Raw genomic sequence first — 23,563 nt, forward strand, 5'->3', positions numbered from 1 at the left:
ATGACCGAGCAGGACACCACGGGGCGCGCCGACGCTCTCGATGCCGACAGCAATGCCAGCGGCGACCAGGCCGGAAACTCGGCACAGACCGAGGATGTCGTCGACTCCGGGCAATCGGAAGACATCGAGAACAGCCTGACCGGTCAGGGAGTTTCCGACGACGAACTGTCGACGGCACAGATTAGTACGGCCGCCCTTGAAGGGGAAGCCCCTTGCCCGGATGCGGCATCGGTGCTTGAGGAGCCTAATATCTGCATGTGGGGACTTCGCTCTGGCCGATTGTCATCGCTGCCTCCGGGTTGCGGGTGGGATGACGCATGCCCGAACGCGAAGATTTCGAGGAGCTCTACCACGATGCTCCCTTCGGCTACTTCACGACCAGAATGGACGACAGAATCACCCGAGTGAATCGTCGGTTTCTGGAGTGGACGGGGTATAACGAAGCGGATGTCGTCGGTCGCCGATTCGTCGACCTGCTCGACCCGAACACCCGCGTGTTCTACGAGACCCGCCACGTGCCGATACTGCACCGCGAAGGCGAGACCCGCGAGGTTCTGCTGGGTCTGCGGTTGAACGACGGCGCCCTGTTGCCGATTCTGCTGAACTCCGTACTCGTGCTCGGGGATGACGACCAGCCGCGCCTCGTGCGATCGGCGGTCTTCGACGCCACGGAGCGCAGCCAGTACGAACGTGAGCTGCTCGCCGAACGTCGCCTCGCCGAGTCGGCGGCCGCGCGCGTACAGGTGCTGCAGAACGCATCCGTGCAGTTCGCTGGGGCGCAGGCCGAGCACGACCTCGCCGACGCCCTCAACCAGATGGTGGGGGATGCCCTCGAGGCCACCGTCTCGTGCGTCGCGACCGTCGACGCCGAAGGCGAGCTCGAGGTCATCGCCGGCGCCAACCCCCTCGAAGGCCTGTACGCCCAGGCCGATCCTCGTCCGGGCCCCGACTCGTTGCGTGACGGCACCCCGATAGTCTTCGCCGATACCGGCGAGCTAGAGGGGGGCTACCCCGAGATCGCCGCCGCGATGCGGCAGGCCGGGTTCGAGGGGCTCGCCTCCTTCCCGTTGCTGCGCGACGGCTCCCCGTTCGGAGTGGTCGCCGCCCTCTTCGAGCAGCGTCGGGAGCTCGAGCCGACCGCCATCGAACTGGTGCAGGCGATCTGTCGTCAGGCCGCCCAGGCCTTTGCCCGCATCCGCTTGCAGGAAGAGTTGGCGCACCTCGCGCTCTACGATCAGCTCACCGGCCTCGCCAACCGGTCGCTGCTTCGCGAGCACATCGACTCGGCGCTGGCCGCCAGCGCGCGCACGACTCAGCCGGTCGCGATGATGTTCCTCGATCTCGACGGATTCAAGCCTGTCAACGATCGACTCGGCCATACCACGGGCGATGACGTGCTGCGGGAGGTGGCGAAACGTCTTCGCGCAGTCGTGCGCGACAGTGATGTCATCGGCCGGTTCGGCGGCGACGAGTTCATCGTGCTCTGCCCCGAGACCGACGACGCGCAGGCGATCGTAATCGCCGAGCGGTTGCGGGAGGCGGTAGCCAGGCCGATGGAGTGGCTGCCCGCCGGTTTCGCCGTTTCGGCGAGCGTCGGCGTCGTCATCCACTGCGCCATCGACGGCCAGAAGACGACCGACGAACTGCTGGAGATCGCCGACGCCGAGATGTACCGGGCGAAGAACGGCGGGCGCAACCGGGTGAGCGTCGCCGAGACCGCGACGGCCGAGGCGAGCTAGGCCGAGACGGTCTCTTCCGAGAGCGGTACGGCGTCGGGGGTGCCTTCGCCCTCGGCCGAGATGCCGCGCTTGTCGAGCGCGCTCTCGACGATCGTGAGCCCCTCCATGCCGGGAAGCTTCGCGATGTGCGAGTCGATGCTGCGAATGAGCTTGCGCCCCTCGGCACCGGCGAACAGGTGACCCATGACGTAGGTGACCTCGCTGTCGGGGGAGATCGTCGACCCGACGGGAGCCCAGAACTTGCTCAACGCGAAGCGCGCGATCACCTGCGCCTTCTTGCTCTTCTCCAGGCGGTCGCGGGCCTGGGACGCGTAGAAGGCGACGTGCTTGGTCTCTTGCGCCGCGATGCGCTTGAGCAGTTCGGCGAGCACCGGGTGGTTCTCCTGGCGGGCCATGCGCAGGTAGGCGGCGTTGGCCGACCACTCGTTGGCGGCCCCCCACGCCATGTGCACGGCGACGAAGTCATGCCCGACGAGCCCGCCGAGCAGCGACTGCTTGATCGGGTCGAGCCGGTCTTTCCAGCCGAGCTTGAGGCGGGATGCCTTGAGCTGGTCGAAATCGACGGTGATGCCGTGCTTGCCGAGAACCGCGGCGAGGGCCTCGCCGTGCCAGAACTCCTCGCGATTCCACATCGTCATGAACGAGCCGACCTCGGGCTCCTTGTGCGACGGAGTGGTCAACAGATCGCGCAGGTAGCAGACCGTGTGGTACTCGACGTCGCACATGTAGCGCAGCACCCGCAGGCTCGACGCCGGCAGGGGGTGCTCGTCGAAGGCCTCGAGGTCGAGGTCTGTCCAGGTCACCGGCTCGGAATTGGCGGTGTACTTGTCGATGTCGAACGCCACGGGTTGCCTTCCTACGCGGGATTGCCGTCCATCAAAGCACGCTTCGGTGACCGAACGCCGCGCTTCCAGTGCTGCACAGCCCAGTGGCGGCGCTGGGCTTCCTTCGCCAGCTGGGGGTCGGCGTTGATCGCGGTCGGATGTCCGAGCATCTCGAGCCAGCCGAGGTCGGCGTGGCTGTCGCCGTATCCGTACGACGCGGCGAGGTCGGCGTTGTGCTCTTTCGCGTATCGGGTGAGCCACGCGGCGCGGGATTCGTCGACGATCGGGGGCTTCGTGAGGTAGCCGGTGAGCACCCCGTCGCGTTCGTGCATCGTCGTCGCGACGACCTCGTCGAAGAGGTTCTCGAACGGCTTCGCGAGCAGCCCGATCGATCCCGAGACGAGCACGGTGCGGTGCCCGGCCTCCTTGTGCAGGCGGATCTGTTCAAGAGCCTCGTGGCTGGTGTGCCGACGCATCGTGGCGGCGTAGCCGCCTGCGACGATCTTCTCCAGCCGGGCGACCGGCATCCCCTCGTACCGACGCAGAAATGAGCGGATGAACTCACCACGATTGCGACGCTCGGCGCGCAGGTAGCCGGGCACGGATCCGAGGATGCGCAGCACCTCGCCCGGCCACGCGGCCTTGCGAAGCCCGGCGGAACGAACCCAGAGGTACTGCTGCACGATGTTGGAGTCGACGACCGTGCCCTCCATGTCGAACACCGCGAGCACGTCGCCACGCGCGGGCAGATCGGCCTTGCGGGTGGGCTGGGCGGCGGCGCGCTCGGCCTGACGGGCCCGCGAAAACGCCTTCGTCAGTTTGGTGATGGCCGGGAAGTGCACGTTCTGCAGGTAGTCGTCCCAGTCGATCGCCGCGATGTCGAAGCCCTTGTCGGCCTTCTCCTCGGCCGGCAGCGCGTCGTGAAGGGCCCGCAGGTTGGTGTCGTCGAAGATCAGCTCGGTCTCGACGTAGACGCGGTAAAGCGAGACGAAGTTGCGCAGGGTCGCCAGGTCGGCGACCCCCTTCTGCAGCTTCGCGAGCGTCGCCTGGGAGCCCTTCGTCTTCGGCAGCAGGCGCAGCGCCCGCTCTCCGGCGCGCACCCGGCGCTCGAGCCGGTTGATGCCGCGCTCGACCTTGTCGGGGCCGGGAAACTTCCATACCGGCGCGACGATGGGCTTGCCGTTGCGGTCGGTGAGCGGGTTCTTCACGAAGAACTCGTGCACGTTCTCGTGCATCTGGTGGAACGGCACGGGATTCGAGGCGCCCGACGCGACGTGGAAGTACTCGGGCTCGCCCTTCTTCGCGGGGTTGGCCGCGGCGGCGATGATCGTGTTGACGACGTAGTCGACGGGGATGAGGTCGAGGATGCTGTCGGGCAGCCCGGGGAATTCGGGCAGCTGACCCTTGCCGTAGGCCATGATCAGCGGGTCGGCGACCTTGAAGCCGTCGATCCAACCGGGGTAAGGATGCTTGAGGGCGCTCTCGATGATCGCTGGGCGCACGATCGACAGGCGGTGATCGTTCCCCCACAGCTCTTCGGCGGCACGCTCCGAGAACGCCTTCGACAGGGTGTACACGTCGGTCCAGCCGAGGCTCTGCGCGCGGGTGCGGCCGGCATCCACCAGTTCGTTCCGTACCCAGGCCAGCCGAGCGAGCTCGCTCCACTTCGCGACGGCCTGCGGACCCTCCTTGCCGTGCTCGTCCTGCGCGACCTCCATGAAGCTGCGCAGCCGGTGCGGCTCGCGCGACTCGGTCTCGATGCGTCGGTGCGCGTCGAAGGCCGAGGCGTATTCGGCGCGCCAGTCGATGTCGTGCTTGAGGCTCGTCTCGGGGGCAACGCCCTTGCGCAGCCCCTGCACGTAGCAGGTGGAGACGTGCACGACCCGGGGGTCGCCGCCCGCCGCACGCAGGCTCTCGTAGAGGTTGACGACGCCGCCGATGTTGGCTTCGAACGACTCGTTGATGGGATCATCGAACGACACGCTCGCGGCGCTGTGGATGACGAGGTCGAGGTCCTTCGGCAGCGTCAGCGACGAGGTCAGTCCGCCCTCGACGACCTTGATGCGGTTCTTGACGGCATCCTCGACGCCGTCGGCCCCGACCTTGTCGCGCCAGGCGGCGAAGACGGGTTTCTTGAGCAGGTTGCGCACGCGGTCTTCGGCGCTCGCGCTTCCCTTGACCCGCACCAGGATCGTGACCGTGGTGCCGGGGTGGTCGTTGAGCAGTCGCTCGAGCACGGCCTGGCCGACGAAGCCGGTGGCGCCGGTGAGGAATACGCGAGCGCTGCCGAGATCGGTGGTCGCCTTCTTGGGGGTCACGGAACCAGTCTCGCAGCCACGACGGGCGCGACGGCACCGAGCCCCGGAAGCGCAGCGATCTGAGCGGCGATCTCGGCGCCGCGGGCGGCGCCCTCGGTTCCGCCGAACACGACCGTCTCGAAGGCGAAACGATCGTCGGCCGAGCGGTCGATCGCACCGAGGGGCCACGCGGAGCGCTTGACCTCCTTGAGCGCGAGCCGCCGGGCGCGAGCCGACCCGGTGAGGCGGCGTTCGGCATCCTCGGCGAGGAAGAGGATGTGGCGTTCCTTGAGTTCGACGATGAGGTCGGCGGTCGGGCGCAGGGCGGGAGCGATCTCGCCCAGGCGGCGGTAGGCGGCCGTCGTGACCCATTCGTCGATGAGTCCGGTCGTCACGTGGGCCGCGACGAGCTCCGGTCCGGCGATGTTGCCGACGATGGCCCGCGCAATCGGGCCGCGACGCTCGACGCGCTCAAGCCGCGACCGGCGGCGAGCGCCCGCTGGTGACGTGAGGTCGTAGCCGGTGGCCTCGAGCACGGCGTCGAGGGCGTCGGCGATCCAGAACTTCTCGAACGCCCAGGTGGTGAGGAACGCGGTGACGCGGGCATCCTTGTGCGTCGCGGTCACCAGCACGTTGCGCATCCGCTCCATCGTGTGGCGCTCGAGGTCGCGCATCGTGCGGATGAGGCGCGCGGCGTCGGGGTCGACGTCGGCGGCAGTGAGCGAGTCGAGGTCGAGTTCGCCGCGGTGGTTTCCCCGGGCGGTGCGGGCGAACTCACGGATGTCGAAAGTCATGGCGGGTCCTTCGGAACGGGTGGGAGGGCCCGTGCGCGGAGCGTTGTGCCCCGCACCGTATCGTAAAGCACATGGCTATCGCGCTCATCACGGGAGGCACGGCGGGCATCGGCGCCACCTTCGCCCGCCACCTGGCAGCCAAGGGCTACGACATCGTGCTCGTCGCCCGCGACCGGGAACGCCTCGACCAGATGGCCCATGAACTTCGGGGCATGGGTCGCGAGGTCGAGATTCTGGCCGCCGACCTGGCGAAGCGAGCGGATGCCGCCAAGGTCGTCAAGCGCCTGGAAGACTCGAAGAAGCCCATCGAGGTGTTGGTGAACAATGCCGGCTTCGGCATGCATCGCAGACTTTCGGATGCCGACTCCAGCGGTCACGACCTCGCGTTCGAGGTGATGGTGCGCTCCGTACGCGAACTCGGGGCGGCATCCGCTCGTGCGATGCGGGAGCGGGGAGCCGGGCGCATCATCAACGTCTCGAGCACCGCGGGGTTCGTAGCGATGGCGAGCGGCTACTCCTCGATCAAGGCCTGGGTGACCAACTTCAGCGAGAGCCTCGCGAACGAACTGCACGGCACGGGCGTCACGGTGATGGCGCTCTGCCCGGGATGGGTGCACACCGAGTTCCACGAGCGCGCGGGCATCTCAAAGAGCAGCATCCCGAATTGGCTGTGGCTCGACGCCGACACTCTCGTGCGCATCGCGCTGCGGGACGCCGAGAAGGGGAAGGTCATCTCGATCCCGACCGTTCGGTACAAAGTGCTCATGGGGATCCTGCGCCATCTGCCGAGATCGACCGTGCGGGCGATCTCCCGGGCCATCAGTTCCAGTCGCACAGCGTCGAGTCCAGTAGTACCGTGACCACGTGACCGAAGACGAGCGCGCGGAGAAGGAGCGATCCATGTCCGCGAGGGCGAAGCCCTTCACGTCACGCAGTCGAGCCGCCGCTCGCTTCATCGCCCAGCGCGGGTTGCTGGTGCCGGTCGCCTGGTCGACCGTGAAGGTCGAAGTGCACGGCGCGAAGAATCTGAGATCAGTCGGCAAGGCGTTCATCGTCATCGCGAACCACTCCAGTCACCTCGACGCACCCCTCATCCTGGGCTCGCTCCCGATGCGCATGTCGCGCTACCTCGCCGCCGGCGCCGCGGCCGACTACTTCTTCGACGTCTGGTGGCGGCGCGGCCTCACCGGACTGTTCTTCAACGCGTTCCCCGTCGACCGCAGCGGCGTCAACCCGCGCAGCGTCAGCGCGAAGGTGCTGTTGCAGAGGGGTGTTCCGCTGCTGGTGTTTCCGGAAGGGACCCGCGCGAAGGACTACCGCAAGCGCGGCCACTTCAAGCCCGGCGCCGCTGCGCTCGCGATCTCCACCGGCGTGCCGATCGTGCCGGTCGCTCTCGTCGGAGCCGGTCGCGCGCATCCCCGGGGCAGCAAGTGGCCCAAGCCCGGGCGCCTGGCGGTCGGCGTCGTCTACGGCGAGCCGATGTTCGCGCGCGAGGGCGAAGTGCCGAACGACTTCATGGCACGCATCAAGGCCGAGATCGAACGCCTGCTCGCCGAGCACAGTCCCCGTATCCTGGGGTCCGACAGCTCCCCCGCACCCGAAGAAGGACGTAAGTGATGACCGACGCCAGCAACAAGCAGGTGAGCCACATGAAGTGGTGGGGCTGGGGCCTGGAAGGTGTGGGGTTCCATTGGGAGGACAAGCCCGGCTTCGCGCCGTTCGTGCTGAAGGCCGTCGGCCTCGACCTGCATACCGCCCAGCCGGTGCCCGAGCCGTCGTTCGCCGACCTGAAGGTGCCGAAGTCGAAGGCCACCGCCACATTCACGGGAGCCCTCGCCGGCATCGTCGGTGAAGACGACGTCACGACCGACGACCTGGAACGCGTCGTACACACGTACGGCAAGAGCCTGCGCGACCTGGTGCGGATCCGCACGCAGAAGATCGAGCGGCTGCCGGATGTCGTGGTCTACCCCGACGACGAAGCCGAGATCCAGAGGATCGTCGACGCGGTGGTCGCGGCGGATGCCGTGCTCATCCCGTTCGGCGGCGGCAGCAACATCGCGGGTTCGCTCGAGCCGCGCGCCGATGAGAAGCGCACCGTCGTGTCGCTCGACCTCGGGCGCCTCAACAAGGTGCTCGACATCGACGAGGAGTCGGGGATCGCCCGCATCCAGGCCGGTGCCCTCGGGCCGCACCTCGAAAAGCAGTTGAACGACAAGGGCTGGACGATCGGGCACTTCCCCGACTCCTTCACGCACTCCTCGATCGGCGGCTGGGTCGCCACCCGGTCCTCGGGCATGCAGAGCGACAAATACGGCGACATCTCCGAGATCGCCCGCGGGATGCGCGTGGTGCGCCCCGGTGGCACCCTCGTCATCCGCGCCCTGCCGTCGACCTCGTCGGGCCCGAGCGTGCGCGAGATGATCCTCGGCAGCGAGGGTCGCCTCGGCGTCATCACCGAGGTGACCGCCCAGGTGCACCGCACCCCCGCCAAGCGCGACGTCTACGCCTACTTCTTCCCGAACATCGAGGCCGGCTTCGCCGCGATGCAGGAGATCGCCGAGTCGGATGCGACCCCGTCGATCACGCGCGTCTCTGACGCCCGCGAGACCGGCTTCTCGCTCGCGACGAGCAAAGACCGCAAGGGCATGGCCAAGTTCCTCGCCGGCACGGTGTTGCCGCAGATGATGAAGAGCAAGGGCTGGGCGAAGCAGCCCGGGGGGCTCGAGAACATCTGCCTCTCGTTCATCGGCTTCGAGGGCTCGGTCGAGCACGCGAAGCGCCAGAAGAAGCTCGTCGACGCGATCATCAAGAAGCACAACGGCATGGGCGTCGGCACCGGGCCGGGCGTGCTCTACGACCAGAAGAAGTTCGACACCCCGTACCTGCGCGACTTCCTGCTCGACCGGGGTGCGGCGGGCGACGTCTCGGAGACGGCCGGGCCGTGGTCGAAGCTCGCGGGACTGCACGCCGGCGCCTACGCGGCTGCCGAAGCGGCGTACGAGCAGATCGGCCGCAAGGGCTGGATCATGTCGCACCTCTCGCACTCGTACCACTCGGGAGCGTGCCTGTACTTCACCTTCGCCTTCGTCGGCGGTGACGACATGCTCGCCGAGTACGACGTGGTCAAGTCGGCCATCCAGCAGTCGTTCATCGACAACGGAGGAACCCTGTCGCACCACCACGGTGTCGGCCTCGAACATGCGCCCTGGTTGGAGGAGGACATCTCGCCGGAGGGAGTCAAGGTCATGCGCGGGCTGTTCGCCGTGACCGATCCGGGCGATAACCTCAACCCCCGCAAGATCGTCGCCGACGTGCGGGAGTCCATTTCTCGGTGACGTTCCTGCGCGTGCTCAGTCAGACCCGCGCGGACGCGATGGCGAGCGACCTGCGCGACATCCGTGCCGTGCTCGATCGGTTCGCCATCGCATCCCTGCTCGTTCGCGGTGACGACGATCGACCCGTGATCGCGGTCGATCGGGCCCGGCGCGCCGACCTCGAAGCCGCGTTCGCCGAAGGTTTCGCCGACGAGCCGTTCTACGCCCGGGTCGACGACGGCGGCAAGCGTTCCGAGCGACGACTGGGCACCGGGCGCCTCCCCGGTGACGACGCCGAGCTGTTCCTGCTCTACCGCCGCCGTCCCCGGGAGTCCCGCGCCGGGTGGAAGATCGCCGAAGCCGCCGTGCGCCTCGAGATGTGGGCCTTCGGTGAGGACGAGATCGTCGCGCCGCGACCCAACGCCCTGACCCGCAGCCGCATCCCTCGGGCCGACGCGGTCGAGACCTCCGTCGTGCGGGGCGGTCAGGAGTGGCCGACCCTCGCCGGCATGTTCGACGACCACGCCGACGATGTCGACTTCGACATCGACATGGTCTTCTCGTGGGTCGACGGCAGCGAGCCCGGGTACATCGAGGAGCGGCAGCGCTGGGGCGCCCTGAGCGGCCTCACCTCCGACTCGCCGCCGGCGCGCTATCGGCAGATCGACGAGCTGCGCTACGCCCTCCGCAGCGTGCATGCGTTCGCGCCGTGGGTGCGCCGCATCTTCGTCGCGAGCGACTCCCCGGCACCCGACTGGCTCGATCCCCGCCACCCCCAGGTGACGTTTGTGCGCAGTGAGGAGTTCTTCGCCGATCCCTCCGTGCTGCCGACGTTCAACTCGCATGCCATCGAGAGTCAGGTGCATCGCATCCCCGGGCTCGCCGAGCACTTCCTGTACTCGAACGACGACATGTTCTTCGGGCGGCCGGTGACGCCCGCGATGTTCTTCTCGCCGGGCGGCATCTCCCGGTTCGTCGAGGCCACCGTGCGGATCGGGCTGGGCGAGTCCGATCCGATACGCACCGGCCACGACAACGCGATGCGGGTGAACCGGGCGCTGCTGCGGCAACGTTTCGGGCGCACCATCACCCGGCACCTCGAGCACACGGCCGCCCCGCTGCGCCGCAGCGTGCTCGCCGAACTGGAGCGGGAGTTTCCCGACGACTTCGCCCGCACCGCGGCCTCGAGGTTCCGGTCGCCCGCCGACATCTCGGTCACCAACTCGCTGTACCACTACTACGCGCTGCTCACCGGGCGCGCGGTCACCCAGACCGCGCTCCGGGTGCTGTACGTCGAGACGACGCTGGCGCGCAGCGCCGACCTGTTGCGGAGTCTGGAACGACGTCGGCGCTACGAGATGTTCTGCCTCAACGACGGCATCGAACCCGAGATCCCGGAGGACGCGCGCGTGACGACGGTCACGTCGTTCCTCGATCGCTACTTCCCGGTGCCGGGCCCGTGGGAGCTGACCGAGACGCCTTAGGCGCCGACCAGCTCGATCGGCCGGGTGTTCGTGTCGTTGTTGGCCGAACCGCGCTCACGGGGTATCTCGATGCCGAGATCGGCAAGGACGCGGGCCGCCTCGGCGGGGGCGACATCCGCGAGTGTCTCGGTGGGTTCCAGCGGCACGACCGAGTGCAACACGGTCGTCGGGTAGACGTGCACGAAGTTGAAAGCCCGAGCCCCGTCCCGTGGCCGACTTCCCCCCGAGGGGGCGAGCAGGTCTTGGGTATAGCAACTCGCCGAGGCGACTGACACCGGGATGCCGGCGAACGTCGCGGTGGAGGAGTAGTGCAGGTGTCCGCCGAGGATCGCGCGCACGTCGCTGCCCCTGAGTACGTCGGCGAGCCGGGCCTGGCCGCGCAGTTCGACCGACACGGCGAGATCGAGCAGGCTCGGGATGGGCGGGTGGTGGAGCGCGAGGATGGTGCCGTCGATGGCCGGCTTCGCGAGTTCGGCGGCGAGCCAGACGAGTTGGGCATCGTCGAGCTCGCCGTGGTGCGCGCCCGGCACCGTGGTGTCGAGCGTGACAACGCGCAGCCCGTTGAACCAGTAGACCCGGTCGACCGGGGTCCCGTCGCCGGCCTCCCCGAGCAGGCCGCTGCGGAACGCTGCGCGATCGTCGTGGTTGCCCATCGCCCACACGATCTGCGCGCCGAGCCGGGCCGCCACGGGTTCCACGATCTCGCAGAGCTCGGCGTACGCGGCCGGCTCGCCGTGGTCGGCGAGATCGCCGGTGAACACGATCGCCTCCGCGCGTCGGCCGGTGCGCTCGAGTGCGGCGAGCAATTCGCGCAACCGCTCGCTGGCGTCAACACGGTCATACAGCCGACCCTCCTGCGCCAGCAGGTGGGTGTCGCTGATGTGAACGAGAACATGATCGGGCTGCGGGTACTCAGCCTCGAGCCGGGACATGTCTCCATGCAAGCAGATCTGGTGACGCGACACCGTGAAATCGCGCGGAACGTCACGCGAATGTTGTGCCACGTCAGATCGCTATCGTTGACCCGATGCCTTCCCCGATCCTCACGCCCGAGGTCGATGCGGCGCTCTCCACCGGTCGCCCGGTGGTCGCGCTGGAGTCGACGATCATCTCGCACGGCCTGCCCCGCCCCCGCAATCACGAGGCGGCGCTCGAGTTCGAGCAGATCCTGCGAGAGCGCGACGTCGTGCCGGCGACGATCGCGGTTCTCGACGGCATCCCGCGGATCGGGCTCGACGCCGACGGTGTGCGGCGCATCGCGGAGGAGGATCTCGCGAAGGCGAGTGTGCGTGACCTCCCCGTGCTGGCCGCGCTCGCGTTGTCCGGCGCCACCACCGTCGCCGCAACGGCTCGCCTGGCCGCGCTCGCCGGCATCCGGGTGTTCGCGACCGGGGGCCTGGGCGGCGTCCATCGCGGCGCGACGACGACGTTCGACGAGTCGGCCGATCTACCGACCCTCGCCGAGAACCCGGTCACCGTCGTGAGCGCCGGGGTGAAGAGCGTGCTCGACATCGCGGCGACCCTCGAGCGACTCGAGACCCTCAGCATCCCGGTCGTCGGCTACGGCACCCGGGAGTTTCCGGCGTTCTGGCTGCGGGAGTCGGGTTTCCAGCTCGACTGGGCGGTCGAGGCTGCCGCGCAGGTCGCCGCGATCATGCGGGCGCGTGATGAGCTGGGTGCTCGACAGGGGATCGTCGTGGCCAACCCCATCCCGCTCGAGCAGCAGTGGGACCCGGCGGAACACGATCGGGTGCTCGCCGAGGCGTTCGCGGCGGCCGAGTCGGCGGGGGTACGGGGCAAGGCGGTCACGCCGTTCCTGCTCGGCTACATCGTGGACGCCTCCGGTGGTCGCAGCCTCGAGGTCAACCTCGATCTCGCCCGCAACAACGTGCGCGTGGCGGCCGAGATCGCGCGGGCTTGGTCGTCGGGCGCGTGAGCGGCGACCGCATCGTGGTCATCGGCGATCTCATGAACGATATCGTCGTCGTGCCGCGCGGGCCGATCGTTCCCGACACCGACACCGAGGCGCTCGTGCGCCCGAGGCCGGGCGGCTCGGCGGCGAACACCGCCGCGTGGCTGGGGTCGCTCGGTGCGCCCGTCGACTTCGCCGGGGCGGTCGGCGACGCAGATGCCGAGCATCATGCCGAACTCTTCCGTGAGGGTGGGGTCACCCCGCACCTTCAGATCGAGCCCGGCCTGCCGACCGGCACCATCGTCATCCTGGTGCGGGGCGAGGAACGCTCGATGCTCACCGAGCGCGGCGCCAACGCGACGTTCAGCGGCGTGACCGTCACCGACCAGGTGCTCGACGACGCCGCGGTCGTGCACATGAGCGGCTACACGATCGTGAAGGACTACGGCCTAGGTTCACCGCAGCGCATTCTTCAGCGCGTCCGCGACCGCGGCATCCCGTTCGCGGTCACGCCGGGGTCGTACGGTTACCTCACGCAATATGGGGCGACGCGCTTCCTCGACGACATCCGCGGTGCCGAGATCCTCATTCCCAACCTGGCCGAGGGGCGTCTGCTGTCGGGCAAAGAGCGGCCGGCGGATGTCGGCAAGGCACTGCTCAAGCACGCGCCGATCGTGCTGCTCACGCGCGGTTCGCTCGGCGTCATTCTTTTTCGCCGCGATCACCCTGCGCTCGAGGTGCCCCCACCACCGGTCGCGAAACTCGTCGACCCCACCGGCGCTGGCGACGCCCTCGCGGCGGGCTTCCTCGCCCACTGGGTGGGCTCGCGTGACGCCGAGGCCGCCGTGCGCGCCGCGGTTCTCGTCGCGGCTCGTGCCGTGATGCTGTACGGCGGCCGGCCGCCCGTCTAGTCCGGCCGCCCCCGCATCGTCGCGTACGCGTCGAGTGCTTCGCGTCGCGACTCGGCGAGGTCCACGATCGGTGCAGGCAGTTCGTCATCGGGCACCCAACGCCGCACGTAGTCCCCGTCGGGGTCGAACTTCTTCGCTTGCAGCTCGGGGTTGAAGACGCGGAAGTACGGAGCCGCATCGGCGCCGCTACCCGCGACCCACTGCCAGTTGCCCGGATTGCTCGCCTCGTCGGCGTCGACGAGGGTGTCCCAGAACCACTCCTCACCGATGCGCCAGTGCCGCAGCAGGTTCTTGACGAGGAACGAGGCGACGACCATCCGCACCCGGTTGTGCATCGTGCCGGTGGCCATGAGTTCGCGCATCCCGGCATCCACGAGCGGGACGCCGGTGCGGCCCTGCTGCCACGCCTCGACCTCGGGGCCGCGGTCCCAGCTCCACGGGAACTCGTCGTACGCGGCGCGGTAGTTGCGCGTCGCGAGGTCGGGGTGGGCAAACAGGATGCTCCAGTTGAAGTCGCGCCAGCCCAGCTCGGAGAGGAACTTCGGCACATTGCGTCGGGCCCCGGGCGAGAGGTCGCCGTGCATCCGTTGCCAGATCAGCGCGGGCGAGACTTCGCCGAATCGCAAGTGCGGGCTCAGGCTCGAGGTGCCGATCGCCGGCTCGTCCCGGCGGTGGTACTCGGCGAGGCCCTCTTCTGCGAAACGCTCCAGCGTGCGCAGGGCGGAGGCCTCACCGGGTTCCCACGTCGCACGCAGTCCCGCCGCCCAGTCGGGACGGGTCGGCAGAAGCCCCCACGTATCGAGGGCATCGGATGCGACCGTTGGACCCGCCGGCAGCTCACGCGGCTCGGGTAGCGGCTCGCGCATCGGACGCTCCCGAGCCGCCCGCCAGAACGGCGTGAACACCTGGTACGGCGTGCCGGCATCCGTTGTGACCTCCCACGGCTCGACCAGCAGGTTGGCGGCGAAGCTGGCTACCTCGACGCCCGCGTCGCGCAGGACGATCTTGAGCCGAGCATCCACCTCGCGGCTCGCCCCGTAGCGGCGGTTCCAGAGCACGGCCCCGGTACCCGTCTCGGCGACAAGCCTGGGTATCTCAACCTCAGCGGCACCCCGTCGCAGCACGAGCCGTCCGCCCCGCCGCTCGGCCTCGCGGGCGTGCGCGGTCAGGCTGTGATGCAGCCACCACCGGGTCGCCCCGCCGAGTGGTCGGATGCCGGGGCTCTGCTCGTCGAGCAGGTACAGCAGCACGACGGGCCCGCCGCGCTCGAGCGCTGCGTGCAACGCGGGATGGTCGGCCAGTCGTAGATCGTCGCGGAACCAGACGATCGAGGTCACGCGATGAGCCTAGATCGGGGAGCGGAGAGAACGCCCGGACAGGATTGAAGGCCGGCCGCAGAGGCGAGCGGCCGGCCTTCTCCCTTGCACCAAGAGTGTCCTGCAATCACATTCCGCACCCTCCGCCACAGCAAACGGTGGGCGCTGGTATGAATGTATAACGGGAAGGTAACGGTGTCTAGTTACCAATCCGTTATTTTTCTGAGACTTCGCCTTGAGCGGTCGCCGGATCGTGCGGGGCGCCCGGCAGCGCGACCTGGATCTGCCGCGGCGACTCCCCGCGGCGCACCAGCCGGGCTCGACCCGGAACGCCCGGCGCAGCCCAGGTACCCGGCCAGAGCTGGCCTTCGCTGCGCTCACCCGAGAGCAGCACTCCGGTCGCGCCGAGATCCTTGAGCGCCTGAAGAGCGGGCTCGAACAGCGCTCGCGCACTGCCGGCTACCGGGCGGGTCACCACGAGGTGCAGTCGCAGGTCACGGGCCTGGGGCAGGTAGGGCACGAGTGGGTCGAGGGGGGAGGCGCCCCCCGCCGACAGGATGTCGAGGTCGTCGGCGATCACGACGATGCGCGGGCCGACATCCTCGCCCCCCTGTCGCGTTCGGGATGCCGGACGCGAGTCGGCCGCGCGACTCCATGAGGGCGATCACCAGCTCGTCGGAGGTATGCCGCGCGATGAGCCCGCGTATGAGCAGTTCCAGAAGCGAGCTCTTGCCGCTCGCGGGGTCGCCGAGCACGAGCAGGTTGCAGAGCCGCTGGGCTACGTATGGTTCTCTGAACTCGAATCCGCGGCTGGATACGTGGCGAATCAGGCCTTGAGCCCGGAGAGCGACAACCTCGGAATGGTGTGGATCGAGCATCTCGCTCGCGCCAAGGCCGAGGGCGCTGCCCCCTCCGCCGCTGTGCTGTCCTTCTGCACGCTGCCGGACGGACCCGGAGGGCATGTGAAGCTTGCGGAGCAGGCGACCGCCCCATCGTTGCGGGATCTCGCAATGCCGCTCGGGTCCGCGCACCGCCCGGCTTGCCCGCAAGTACGCGCCGGTGATCGAGGTATTGCGTGAGCGCGTCGCGGCTCAGGACGTTCGCGATGTGATGAGTGCCGACGGCCACCGCGACGTCACCGAGGCCCTCGCCGGAGGGATGCGCGGGACGGATGCCGCGGAAGTGCATCCATCCGGGGATGTCGGCGTTACGATGTAGACAATTGTCTAGGAGGTCGCGATGGCAAACATCATCAGCGTTGGCGAGCTGCGGCAAAACCCGACTCCTATGTTGCGTGAGGTCAGAGGCGGCGCAACCTACATCGTCACCGACCACGGTGAGCCGGTGGCCGAGATCTCCCCACGGCGGCGACAGCCGTGGGTTCGGGCCGCCGAAGTTGACACCTTGTTGCGCGAGCTGGGTCCCGATCCAACCTGGGAGCGCGAGATCGGCGACGCCCGTGCCGCCGAAGGCGCCGATGACCCGTGGGAGCGCACTCGGTGAAGGCCCTGCTCGACACTAGCCTGCTGGTTGCCGAATCCTTGTCGCATCCCGGGTACGAGGTGGCAGTGGCCTCGCTCTCGTGGGCGGAGCTGGGCTATGGGGTCCGCAAGGCGATCGACCCGGTGGAGCGCGCCCGGCGCGAGGCGAGGGTGTCGCGGCTACGCGCAGTCCTCGGAGCGGGTCTCCCCTTCGACGACGCGGCCGCCGGTGCCTACGAGACGGTGTGCGGGCTCGTGCTCTCCAACGGCCGCGAAGTGCGCGGTCGGGCGATCGACTTGATGATCGCGGCGACGGCTGCGGCGCACGGTGCCGCCATCATCACCCGGAATCCCGCAGACTTCGCCGGACTCGAGGCGCTGGTCCCGGTCGTTGCCGCCTGATCGCCCACGCAGCGAAGTCCTAGCGCTTGGTGGCCTTGGTCACGGCATCCGTGTTCTGGGCGGCGCGATCGGTCGCGGCGCGCTTGTCGGCCTTCGCGGTGCGCTTCTCTTTCAGCGTCTTCGAGGCCGCGGTCTTGCCGGATTCTTTACGTGCTGACTTCTCGCCCATGGGTCGTGCTCCTTACGAAGAGCCGAGGTGACCCTGTGGGCCTGAGGTTACACGGGTGCGTCAGGATGGAGCCATGACGGCCTACTGGGTGAACACGGTTCGAGAACTCAAGGATGCCGACAAGCTGGCGCGATACGCGGAGCTGGCGACCCCGGCGATCGCCGCACACGGCGGCCGGTTCATCGCCCGCGGACTGCCGGAGGCCGCCTTCGAGGAGGGCACGCTCGACCGCACCGCGATCATCGAGTTCCCGAGCGTCGAAGCCGCCGTCGCGGCGTACGAGAGTGAGGGCTACCAGGCCGCACTCGCCGCACTCGACGGTGGCGCAGTGCGCGACATCCGCATCATTCCCGCGGCGTAGCCACGTGCCTCAGAAGACGTCGGGTGACGGCGTCGAGGCGTAGCGGATGGTCACGTCGGCGTGCCGGTCGAACCGGTAGCCGGCCCCGCGCACGGTGCGCACGATGTCCTCGTAGGCGCCGAGCTTCGACCGCAGCCTCCGCACGTGCACATCGATCGTGCGCTCGTTCGGCGTCTCCTCGTCGTCGGTCTCGCCCCACAGCGTCGAGATGATCTCGGCGCGGTCGATGGTGCGGCCCTCGCGCAGCACGAGGAACTGCAGCAGCTCGAACTCCTTGTAGGTGAGCGGTGCGGTGTCGCCGTCGAGCAACACCCGCTTGCGCGAGATGTCGATCACGACGCCCCCCTTCGGCTCGGGCTTCTCGGCGACGGTCGCCTGACGATGCTTCGCGAGCGCCGCCGGATCCTGCAGGGCCAGGCGCACGACATCCACATCACGGCCGCCCGCGCCGACCGGGGCGAGCGCGACCGAGGCATAGGTCTCGGCGCCCGGCACGGTCTCGGCGAGAAGGCGTTTGACCGCTTCGACGATGCGAGGCAGGTCGGTTCCGGCGGCTTCGGCCTTCGCCTCGTCGATGCCGACGTAGAGCGCGAAGCCGCGGGCCTCGGTGCCTTCGGGCACGGCCCGGATGCGCGTGACCGGTGGGGTGGGCTCGGGCGTCGCTGCGGCGGGCGCTGGGCGCACGGCCGGGTGGAGTTGAGAGAGAGTGGCAAGAGACATGGTGTCGAATCCTTGGTCGGAAGGAGGCGGCGTGGGGTCATCCATCGCGATACCGCCTCGTGAAGTGGGAGTCAGAGCGAGAGCCACGGAACGGGCTCACGGGCGCTAGAAGCGCAGGGGCGTCTGTCACGCACACATTCGACAACACATGACCGCGCGCACATCCATCACCTCGGCGGAGGTCAGAGCACGCGTAGAACCGGTCATGCGCAGAAGTCTGACGCACCGCCGTAACGATTCGCAACCTTGCGACGTTGCGTTACGTCGTCAGACGAGCCCGTAGAGGCGATCGCCGGCGTCGCCGAGGCCCGGAACGATGTAGCCGAGCTCGTTGAGCTTTTCGTCGAGCGCGCCCAGCACGACGGTCACGTCACGCCCCTCGGTCGCCTGCCGCACGCGCTCGACACCCTCGGGGGCGCCGAGCAGGCAGATCGCCGTCACGTCGACGGCGCCGCGATCGAACAGGAACTGGATGGCGGCGCTCAACGATCCGCCGGTGGCGAGCATCGGGTCGAGCACGAAGCACTGCCGGTCGGAGAGGTCGTCGGGCAGGCGGTTCGCGTAGGTCGTCGGTTGGAGCGTCTCTTCGTCGCGCATCATGCCGAGGAAGCCGACCTCCGCGGTCGGGACCAGCTTCGTCATGCCCTCCAGCATCCCGAGGCCGGCGCGCAGGATCGGCACGACGAGCGGGCGGGGTTCGCTGATCGCCAGACCCGTCGTGGGCGCGACGGGAGTGGTCACCTCGACGGCGTGAGTACGCACGTTGCGGGTCGCCTCGTAGGCGAGCAGCGTCACCAGCTCTTCGACGAGCGCGCGGAACACCGGCGACGGCGTCTTCACGTCGCGCAGCACGGTGAGCTTGTGAGTGATGAGCGGGTGGTCGGCCACGTGCAAACGCATAGGGTCGATGCTATCGACCAGGCCCCGAACCCCGACCAGGCCGCGATGCGTCTCGCCCTCGCGGAGGCCGAACTCGCCCTCGCGACGGGGGATGTGCCGGTCGGGGCGGTGATTCTGGATGCCGACGGCACGGTACTCGCGCACGGTCGCAACGAGCGCGAGAAGCAGCAGGATCCGACCGCGCACGCCGAGATCGTCGCGATCCGCCGGGCCGCCGAGGTGCGGGGCGACTGGCAGCTCACCGGCACGACGCTCGTGGTGACCCTGGAGCCGTGCGTGCTGTGCGCCGGGGCGATCGTCGCCGCCCGCATCCCCCGCGTCGTCTTCGGCGCGTGGGACGAGAAGGCGGGGGCCGCCGGCAGCGTCTACGACCTGCTGCGCGACCGGCGCCTCACCCACCGGGTCGAAGTCGTACCCGACGTGCTCGCCGAGGAGAGCTCCGCGCTGCTGCGCGAGTTCTTCGCTACTGCCAGAGCACCGCGACCAGAACGTTGACGACCGCGAGCCCGCCTGCGGTGTGGAAGGCCGGCTTGACCTTGCCCCCGCGCCGACTTCGCACGTGCGCGATGATCGCCGCGACCAACACGACGACCGCGATGCCGAGCTTCACGGCGATCTTGACGTTGTTCACCCCGTGGTCGCTTGCCTGGCGCACGCCGACGAGCGCGAGGCCGGTGACCAGCTGCGTGATCGCACCGGCGAGCACGACACCGGTCGCGAAGCCGTCCTTCGCGCGCAGCTGAACGAAGAAGGCTCCGACGATGGCGGCGAGGCCGAGGATGTGCACGGCGAGCAGAACGAGGCGGATGATCTCGAGGGGTTCCATGAGGCGATTCTGGCAGGTAGGCCGTCAGTCGTGGCCGGGAATCACGATCGCATCGGTCGAGGTCTTCGTCCCGGCGACGTAGATGTCGGGCTCGATGTAGATCACCCGAGCGACGGGCACCGCCGCGCGCACGGCATCCTCGATCTCGTTGATCGCCTTCGCCAGCTCGGTCGCCTTCGTCGTCTTCGGCACCGCGACCTTCGCGGCGACCATCAGCTCATCCGGGCCCAGGTAGAGGGTCTTCATGTGGATGATCGCCTCGACGCTGGTGTGCGCTTCGAAGGCGGCGCGGATTTTCGTAACGTCCGCGCGGGAGGCACCCTCGCCGACCAGCAGGCTCTTCGTCTCGATGCCGAGGATGACGGCCACGCCGATCAGCAGCACGCCGATCGCGATCGTGCCGATGGCATCCCAGATCACGTCGCCGGTGAGCAGCGAGAGCCCGACGCCGGCGAACGCGAACACCAGGCCGGTGAGCGCCGCGATGTCTTCGAGCAGGATGACCGGCAGCTCAGGCTGCTTCGCATGCCGGATGAACGCGATCAGGCTTTCTGTGCCGCGCGCCTTATTCGCCTCGATGACGGCCGTGCGTAGCGAGAAGCTCTCCAACACGATCGCGACGCTCAGCACGATGAGGGGAATCCACGGCAGCTTGAGCTCTTCGTGCGACTCCAGCTTGTTGACGCCCTCGTAGAGCGAGAACATACCGCCGACCGAGAACAGGATGATCGCGACGACGAAGGCGAAGACGTACCGTTCCCGGCCGTAGCCGAACGGGTGGGTCTCGGTGGCTTCCTTCCTCGCGCGACGCCCCCCGACGAGCAGCAGCACCTGGTTGCCGGCGTCGGCCACGGAGTGCACGCCCTCCGCGAGCATCGACGCCGAACCCGACAGGGCGGCGGCCACGAACTTCGTGACCGCGATTCCGCTGTTCGCCAACAGTGCCGCGATGACGGCCTTCGTGCCGCCCTCAGTGCTCATGGGTTCAAACCTACACTCGGGGTATGAGCCGAAATCTTCCGCGCATCGCCATCCTCGGGGCCGGATCGATGGGCGGCGCGATCCTCGCCGGACTCGTCGAATCGGGGCTCGCGACCGAGGGGATCGCGGTCACGAATCGCACTCCCGCGAAGGCCGACGCGGTGCGGATGCCGGGGGTCGACTCGTACGCGTTGCAGGCGACTCCCGACGCCAACCGCCGCGCGCTCGAGGGTGCCCGGGTGGTCATCGTCGGGGTGAAGCCCGGGATGGTGCCCGACCTGCTGACCGAGGTCGCATCCGCCCTTCCCGCGGACGCGATCGTGGTGAGCGTCGCCGCGGGGGTCACGACGGCGACGATGGAAGCGCTCGTGCCGAATGCGGTCGCGCGCACGATGCCGAACACCCCGTCGCTCGTGCGCCGCGGGGTCACCGGTCTCGCGGCGGGGTCGCGCATCTCCGCCGAAGAGCTCGCGCTCGTGCGGGCGGTGTTCGAGACCGTCGGCGCCGTCATCGAACTCGAGGAAGACCGCATCGATGCGCTCAGCACGATCTCCGGCTCGGGCCCGGCCTACGTGTTCTTCCTCATGGAGCAGCTCACCGGCACGGCCCTGCGCCTCGGGTTCACGCCCGAGGAGGCGCGGCTCATGGTCGAGCAGACCTTCCTCGGCGCCTCGGAGCTGCTGGCGGCATCCGATGTCGACCCCGCCGAACTGCGCCGTCGCGTCACGAGCCCCAACGGCACGACGATGCAGGCGATCGCCGTCATGGAGCAGGCCGACCTCCCCGGCGTATTCGACCGCGCCACCGCCGCGGCCCTCGCGCGCGCTACAGAGATGTCCCTCGGAGGGTGAGGGTCCTTTCCGTTTTCAGGAAGTCTTGTGCCTGGAGTGGCTGAAGTCACCTACTGAGACCCCAAGCGTCACAGTGGGCGACTTCTGCCCCAGGAATTCCTGAAAACGGAAAGCCACCGGGGCCTCAAGACACCTAAGACTGAAGAGCAGAGAACTTGTCGAGGTCGTGGGTGTTGCCCGAGGCGATGATGAGGTCGTGGTTCGAGACCACGGTGTCGGCGGTGGCGTAGGTGAACTCTTTGCCGGGGCTCTTCACACCGACGACGGTGATGCCGTACTTCTGGCGCACGTGGGCCTCGGCGAGGGTGATGCCGCGGATCGGCTTCGGCGGGTACATCTTCACGATCGCGAAGTCGTCGTCGAACTCGATGAAGTCGAGCATCCGCCCCGACACCAGGTGGGCGACGCGCTCGCCGGCCTCTGCCTCCGGATAGATGACGTGGTTGGCGCCGATGCGAGCCAGGATCTTGCCGTGCGACTGGCTGATCGCCTTCGCCCAGATCTGCGGGATCTTGAGGTCGACGAGGTTCGCGGTGATGAGAACGGATGCCTCCACCGACGACCCGACGGCGACGACGGCGATGGAGAAGTCGCCCGCTCCGATCTGATTCAGGGCGTCGATCGAGCGGGCATCCGCCTGCACCGCGTGGGTCACCCGCTCCGCCCACTTCTGCACCAGACCCATGTCTTCGTCGACGGCGAGCACCTCGCGGTCGAGGCGCTGCAACTGGCCGGCGGTCGCCGCCCCGAACCGGCCCAGGCCGATGACGAGGACGGGGGCATCATGTGCGATCTTCTCAACCAACGATGGGCCTCTCTTCGGCTCGCATGAACAATTGTCTCCGCTGTCGGGCGGCAAGGCTCGCAGCCAAGGTGACCGTACCGACGCGGCCCGCCCACATGGTCGCGGCGAGGATGTACTTGCCCGAGTCGGGCAACTCCGCCGTCAGGCCGGTACTCAGCCCGCAGGTCGCGAACGCCGAGATGACGTCGAATAGCACCCGGTCGAGGGGTTCGCCGGTGATGTGCAGGATCGCGATCGACGCCGTCGCGACGATCGTGGCTCCCCAGAGCACGACGCTCACCGACAGGCGAAGCACGTCGACGGGGATGCGGCGCTCCATCACCTGAACGTCGTTGTAGCCCTTGGCCTCGGCGAAGGCGGCGAGGAACAGCACGGCGAGAGTGGTGACCTTGATGCCGCCGGCCGTCGACGCCGACCCACCTCCGACGAACATCAGCATGTCCATCACCAGCAGAGTCGACCCGTTCATCTGGTTGACGTCGACGTTCGCGAAACCACCCGACCGGGTCATCAACGACATGAAGCCCGCCGTCATCGGCCGCGCGACCGCATCCTGCCCGCCGAGCGTCGCGGGGTTCGACCACTCCAGCATCAGGATGGCGATGGCACCGAGGATCGCGAGAGCGATCGTCGTGAACAGGGTGAGCTTCGCGTGCAACGACAGGCGAGCGCGCACTCGCACGAGGCGCAGCAGACCGAAGATGACCGGGAATCCGAGGCTGCCGAGGAACACCCCGGCCCCCAGCACCGACAGGAACCACGGGTCGGTGGCGAACGGCTCGACGCCCTCCTCGGTCGGCACGAACCCCGTGTTGGTGAACGCGCTTGCGGCGAAATAGAAGCCCTTCCAGATCGCCGCCCACGGGTCCAGACCGGCGAGCAGCAGCCGAGGCACGATCAGCGCAGTGAGGAACAGCTCGATGATCAGGGCCGAAAGGGCCACCGTCGCCAGCAGGCTTCCGATATCTCCGAGCCGGATCGCCTGCGACTCCGAGACCGGGCCACCGTGGATGCGTGACGGATTCGTGTCACTCGCGGCGAGCAGGCGCTGCCGTAGCCCGAGCCGCCGCGACACGATCAGCCCGAGGATGCTCGCCATCGTGAGAACGCCGATGCCGCCGATCTGAAGGCCGAGCAGAATCGCGACGTTGCCGAACACCGACCACTGCGTCGACATGTCGACAGTCGTCAGGCCGGTGACGCAGATCGCCGACACGGCGGTGAACACCGCGTCGACGATCGGCACCGACTCGCCGGTGCGACTTGCCCACGGAGTCGCCAGAAGAGCCGCCAGAACAAAGATCAGGGCGGTGAAAACGACGATCGCGAACCGGGCCGGCGAGCGTTGGGCGAAGACCTCGAGGGCATCACGCACGCGCCCCGCGATCGAGGCCCCCTCGCGCGCTCCGCCGAGACCGGGGTTCGCTCGCACAGTCCGAAATGCTACTCGCGCCCCCGACACCCACGGCTACC

At 68.4% G+C, this 23,563-nt stretch carries 27 protein-coding genes; 14 read left to right on the top strand and 13 right to left on the bottom strand.

What is annotated here, in order from left to right:
* Complete coding sequence (locus WBL06_RS05190) at window positions 1-408, top strand: hypothetical protein (protein WP_424454907.1); 408 nt, start codon at window positions 1-3, stop codon at window positions 406-408.
* Window positions 384-1,739 carry a diguanylate cyclase gene (locus tag WBL06_RS05195; protein WP_424454908.1) on the top strand — a complete coding sequence of 452 codons (1,356 nt, stop codon included), beginning with the start codon at window positions 384-386 and terminating at the stop codon, window positions 1,737-1,739. Before WBL06_RS05190 ends, WBL06_RS05195 begins: the two co-directional genes overlap by 25 nt.
* Here the strand turns inward: WBL06_RS05195 and WBL06_RS05200 are convergent.
* The 3 genes from WBL06_RS05200 to WBL06_RS05210 are packed head-to-tail and all read right to left on the bottom strand — an operon-like array spanning window position 1,736 to window position 5,654.
* Complete coding sequence (locus WBL06_RS05200) at window positions 1,736-2,584, bottom strand: ferritin-like domain-containing protein (RefSeq protein ID WP_424454909.1); 849 nt, start codon at window positions 2,582-2,584, stop codon at window positions 1,736-1,738. The genes WBL06_RS05195 and WBL06_RS05200 overlap by 4 nt on opposite strands.
* An 11-nt stretch (window positions 2,585-2,595) precedes the next feature.
* The gene (locus WBL06_RS05205; protein WP_424454910.1) at window positions 2,596-4,881 is read right to left on the bottom strand and encodes an SDR family oxidoreductase; all 2,286 of its coding nucleotides are present in this window, start codon (window positions 4,879-4,881) and stop codon (window positions 2,596-2,598) included.
* Window positions 4,878-5,654, bottom strand: coding sequence for a hypothetical protein (locus WBL06_RS05210; protein ID WP_424454911.1), 777 nt, complete (start codon window positions 5,652-5,654; stop codon window positions 4,878-4,880). The genes WBL06_RS05205 and WBL06_RS05210 overlap by 4 nt, the downstream gene beginning before the upstream one ends.
* A 71-nt stretch (window positions 5,655-5,725) precedes the next feature.
* On the opposite strand from WBL06_RS05210, the gene WBL06_RS05215 reads away from it, so the two are divergent.
* From WBL06_RS05215 to WBL06_RS05230, 4 genes are read left to right on the top strand one after another with little or no spacing between them, the layout of a single operon-like run.
* Window positions 5,726-6,514: an SDR family NAD(P)-dependent oxidoreductase gene (locus WBL06_RS05215; RefSeq protein ID WP_424454912.1), complete on the top strand. Its 789-nt coding sequence runs from the start codon at window positions 5,726-5,728 to the stop codon at window positions 6,512-6,514.
* A gap of 40 nt (window positions 6,515-6,554) precedes the next feature.
* A complete protein-coding gene (locus WBL06_RS05220) occupies window positions 6,555-7,271 on the top strand; it encodes a lysophospholipid acyltransferase family protein (protein WP_424454913.1) in 717 nt (238 codons plus the stop codon).
* Window positions 7,271-8,992, top strand: a complete 1,722-nt coding sequence (locus WBL06_RS05225; protein WP_424454914.1) for an FAD-binding oxidoreductase — start codon at window positions 7,271-7,273, stop codon at window positions 8,990-8,992. Before WBL06_RS05220 ends, WBL06_RS05225 begins: the two co-directional genes overlap by 1 nt.
* Window positions 8,989-10,455 (top strand): stealth conserved region 3 domain-containing protein, encoded by a 1,467-nt coding sequence (locus WBL06_RS05230; protein WP_424454915.1) that lies wholly within the window; start codon window positions 8,989-8,991, stop codon window positions 10,453-10,455. Before WBL06_RS05225 ends, WBL06_RS05230 begins: the two co-directional genes overlap by 4 nt.
* Here the strand turns inward: WBL06_RS05230 and WBL06_RS05235 are convergent.
* Complete coding sequence (locus tag WBL06_RS05235) at window positions 10,452-11,387, bottom strand: phosphodiesterase (protein WP_424454916.1); 936 nt, start codon at window positions 11,385-11,387, stop codon at window positions 10,452-10,454. The two genes, WBL06_RS05230 and WBL06_RS05235, sit on opposite strands and share 4 nt — an antisense overlap.
* Window positions 11,388-11,482: 95 nt before the next feature.
* Between WBL06_RS05235 and WBL06_RS05240 the strand changes: the two genes are divergently transcribed.
* Window positions 11,483-12,391, top strand: a complete 909-nt coding sequence (locus WBL06_RS05240) for a pseudouridine-5'-phosphate glycosidase (protein ID WP_424454917.1) — start codon at window positions 11,483-11,485, stop codon at window positions 12,389-12,391.
* On the top strand, window positions 12,388-13,278 hold the full coding sequence (locus WBL06_RS05245; RefSeq protein WP_424454918.1) for a carbohydrate kinase family protein: 891 nt from the start codon (window positions 12,388-12,390) through the stop codon (window positions 13,276-13,278). The genes WBL06_RS05240 and WBL06_RS05245 overlap by 4 nt, the downstream gene beginning before the upstream one ends.
* Here the strand turns inward: WBL06_RS05245 and WBL06_RS05250 are convergent.
* Window positions 13,275-14,615: a cryptochrome/photolyase family protein gene (locus WBL06_RS05250; RefSeq protein WP_424454919.1), complete on the bottom strand. Its 1,341-nt coding sequence runs from the start codon at window positions 14,613-14,615 to the stop codon at window positions 13,275-13,277. The two genes, WBL06_RS05245 and WBL06_RS05250, sit on opposite strands and share 4 nt — an antisense overlap.
* A 193-nt stretch (window positions 14,616-14,808) precedes the next feature.
* A complete protein-coding gene (locus WBL06_RS05255) occupies window positions 14,809-15,174 on the bottom strand; it encodes a hypothetical protein (protein ID WP_424454920.1) in 366 nt (121 codons plus the stop codon).
* A 103-nt stretch (window positions 15,175-15,277) separates the two neighbouring features.
* Here WBL06_RS05255 and WBL06_RS05260 point away from each other — a divergent pair, with 103 nt between their 5' ends.
* The 3 genes from WBL06_RS05260 (at window position 15,278) to WBL06_RS05270 (ending at window position 16,477) form a co-directional block, all read left to right on the top strand.
* Window positions 15,278-15,673, top strand: a complete 396-nt coding sequence (locus WBL06_RS05260) for a hypothetical protein (protein WP_424454921.1) — start codon at window positions 15,278-15,280, stop codon at window positions 15,671-15,673.
* A gap of 160 nt (window positions 15,674-15,833) precedes the next feature.
* The gene (locus WBL06_RS05265) at window positions 15,834-16,097 is read left to right on the top strand and encodes a type II toxin-antitoxin system Phd/YefM family antitoxin (protein ID WP_424454922.1); all 264 of its coding nucleotides are present in this window, start codon (window positions 15,834-15,836) and stop codon (window positions 16,095-16,097) included.
* Window positions 16,094-16,477 carry a PIN domain-containing protein gene (locus WBL06_RS05270; protein WP_424454923.1) on the top strand — a complete coding sequence of 128 codons (384 nt, stop codon included), beginning with the start codon at window positions 16,094-16,096 and terminating at the stop codon, window positions 16,475-16,477. The genes WBL06_RS05265 and WBL06_RS05270 overlap by 4 nt, the downstream gene beginning before the upstream one ends.
* Before the next feature lie 19 nt (window positions 16,478-16,496).
* On the opposite strand, the gene WBL06_RS05275 is transcribed toward WBL06_RS05270, so the two are convergent.
* Window positions 16,497-16,646: a hypothetical protein gene (locus tag WBL06_RS05275; RefSeq protein WP_191282639.1), complete on the bottom strand. Its 150-nt coding sequence runs from the start codon at window positions 16,644-16,646 to the stop codon at window positions 16,497-16,499.
* Window positions 16,647-16,719: 73 nt separating this feature from the next.
* Here WBL06_RS05275 and WBL06_RS05280 point away from each other — a divergent pair, with 73 nt between their 5' ends.
* Window positions 16,720-17,007 (top strand): DUF1330 domain-containing protein, encoded by a 288-nt coding sequence (locus WBL06_RS05280; RefSeq protein ID WP_424454924.1) that lies wholly within the window; start codon window positions 16,720-16,722, stop codon window positions 17,005-17,007.
* A gap of 9 nt (window positions 17,008-17,016) precedes the next feature.
* On the opposite strand, the gene WBL06_RS05285 is transcribed toward WBL06_RS05280, so the two are convergent.
* Window positions 17,017-17,727: a winged helix-turn-helix domain-containing protein gene (locus tag WBL06_RS05285; protein WP_424454925.1), complete on the bottom strand. Its 711-nt coding sequence runs from the start codon at window positions 17,725-17,727 to the stop codon at window positions 17,017-17,019.
* Between the two features lie 267 nt (window positions 17,728-17,994).
* Complete coding sequence (upp, locus tag WBL06_RS05290; protein ID WP_424454926.1) at window positions 17,995-18,627, bottom strand: uracil phosphoribosyltransferase; 633 nt, start codon at window positions 18,625-18,627, stop codon at window positions 17,995-17,997.
* A 12-nt stretch (window positions 18,628-18,639) separates the two neighbouring features.
* On the opposite strand from upp, the gene tadA reads away from it, so the two are divergent.
* Window positions 18,640-19,122, top strand: coding sequence for a tRNA adenosine(34) deaminase TadA (gene tadA / locus WBL06_RS05295; protein ID WP_424454954.1), 483 nt, complete (start codon window positions 18,640-18,642; stop codon window positions 19,120-19,122).
* Here the strand turns inward: tadA and WBL06_RS05300 are convergent.
* Together WBL06_RS05300 and WBL06_RS05305 are read right to left on the bottom strand one after the other, a co-directional pair.
* Entirely contained in the window at window positions 19,091-19,453 is a 363-nt protein-coding gene (locus tag WBL06_RS05300; RefSeq protein ID WP_424454927.1) for a hypothetical protein, read from the bottom strand. The genes tadA and WBL06_RS05300 overlap by 32 nt on opposite strands.
* Window positions 19,454-19,477: 24 nt before the next feature.
* Complete coding sequence (locus WBL06_RS05305; protein ID WP_424454928.1) at window positions 19,478-20,434, bottom strand: cation diffusion facilitator family transporter; 957 nt, start codon at window positions 20,432-20,434, stop codon at window positions 19,478-19,480.
* Between the two features lie 23 nt (window positions 20,435-20,457).
* On the opposite strand from WBL06_RS05305, the gene proC reads away from it, so the two are divergent.
* Window positions 20,458-21,285: a pyrroline-5-carboxylate reductase gene (gene proC, locus WBL06_RS05310; RefSeq protein WP_424454929.1), complete on the top strand. Its 828-nt coding sequence runs from the start codon at window positions 20,458-20,460 to the stop codon at window positions 21,283-21,285.
* Window positions 21,286-21,418: 133 nt separating this feature from the next.
* Here proC and WBL06_RS05315 read toward each other — a convergent pair whose 3' ends face one another.
* Window positions 21,419-22,090, bottom strand: a complete 672-nt coding sequence (locus tag WBL06_RS05315) for a potassium channel family protein (RefSeq protein WP_424454930.1) — start codon at window positions 22,088-22,090, stop codon at window positions 21,419-21,421.
* Window positions 22,083-23,477 carry a TrkH family potassium uptake protein gene (locus tag WBL06_RS05320; protein WP_424454955.1) on the bottom strand — a complete coding sequence of 465 codons (1,395 nt, stop codon included), beginning with the start codon at window positions 23,475-23,477 and terminating at the stop codon, window positions 22,083-22,085. Before WBL06_RS05320 ends, WBL06_RS05315 begins: the two co-directional genes overlap by 8 nt.
* Between the last annotated feature and the right edge of the window lie 86 nt (window positions 23,478-23,563).

The sequence above is a fragment of the Pseudolysinimonas sp. genome (assembly GCF_049651805.1).
In the GTDB taxonomy this organism is placed as follows: Bacteria; Actinomycetota; Actinomycetes; order Actinomycetales; family Microbacteriaceae; genus Pseudolysinimonas_A.

Coding starts and splice junctions, on each gene's coding strand:
- WBL06_RS05190 (WP_424454907.1), top strand. CDS start 1: ATGACCGAGCAGGACACCACGGGGCGCGCCGACGCTCTCGATGCCGAC.
- WBL06_RS05305 (WP_424454928.1), bottom strand. CDS start 20,434: ATGAGCACTGAGGGCGGCACGAAGGCCGTCATCGCGGCACTGTTGGCG.
- WBL06_RS05285 (WP_424454925.1), bottom strand. CDS start 17,727: ATGTCTCTTGCCACTCTCTCTCAACTCCACCCGGCCGTGCGCCCAGCG.
- WBL06_RS05300 (WP_424454927.1), bottom strand. CDS start 19,453: ATGGAACCCCTCGAGATCATCCGCCTCGTTCTGCTCGCCGTGCACATC.
- WBL06_RS05275 (WP_191282639.1), bottom strand. CDS start 16,646: ATGGGCGAGAAGTCAGCACGTAAAGAATCCGGCAAGACCGCGGCCTCG.
- WBL06_RS05210 (WP_424454911.1), bottom strand. CDS start 5,654: ATGACTTTCGACATCCGTGAGTTCGCCCGCACCGCCCGGGGAAACCAC.
- WBL06_RS05280 (WP_424454924.1), top strand. CDS start 16,720: ATGACGGCCTACTGGGTGAACACGGTTCGAGAACTCAAGGATGCCGAC.
- WBL06_RS05195 (WP_424454908.1), top strand. CDS start 384: ATGGACGACAGAATCACCCGAGTGAATCGTCGGTTTCTGGAGTGGACG.
- WBL06_RS05215 (WP_424454912.1), top strand. CDS start 5,726: ATGGCTATCGCGCTCATCACGGGAGGCACGGCGGGCATCGGCGCCACC.
- WBL06_RS05225 (WP_424454914.1), top strand. CDS start 7,271: ATGACCGACGCCAGCAACAAGCAGGTGAGCCACATGAAGTGGTGGGGC.
- WBL06_RS05220 (WP_424454913.1), top strand. CDS start 6,555: ATGTCCGCGAGGGCGAAGCCCTTCACGTCACGCAGTCGAGCCGCCGCT.
- WBL06_RS05240 (WP_424454917.1), top strand. CDS start 11,483: ATGCCTTCCCCGATCCTCACGCCCGAGGTCGATGCGGCGCTCTCCACC.
- WBL06_RS05235 (WP_424454916.1), bottom strand. CDS start 11,387: ATGTCCCGGCTCGAGGCTGAGTACCCGCAGCCCGATCATGTTCTCGTT.
- WBL06_RS05265 (WP_424454922.1), top strand. CDS start 15,834: ATGGCAAACATCATCAGCGTTGGCGAGCTGCGGCAAAACCCGACTCCT.
- WBL06_RS05260 (WP_424454921.1), top strand. CDS start 15,278: ATGCCGCGCGATGAGCCCGCGTATGAGCAGTTCCAGAAGCGAGCTCTT.
- upp (WP_424454926.1), bottom strand. CDS start 18,627: ATGCGTTTGCACGTGGCCGACCACCCGCTCATCACTCACAAGCTCACC.
- proC (WP_424454929.1), top strand. CDS start 20,458: ATGAGCCGAAATCTTCCGCGCATCGCCATCCTCGGGGCCGGATCGATG.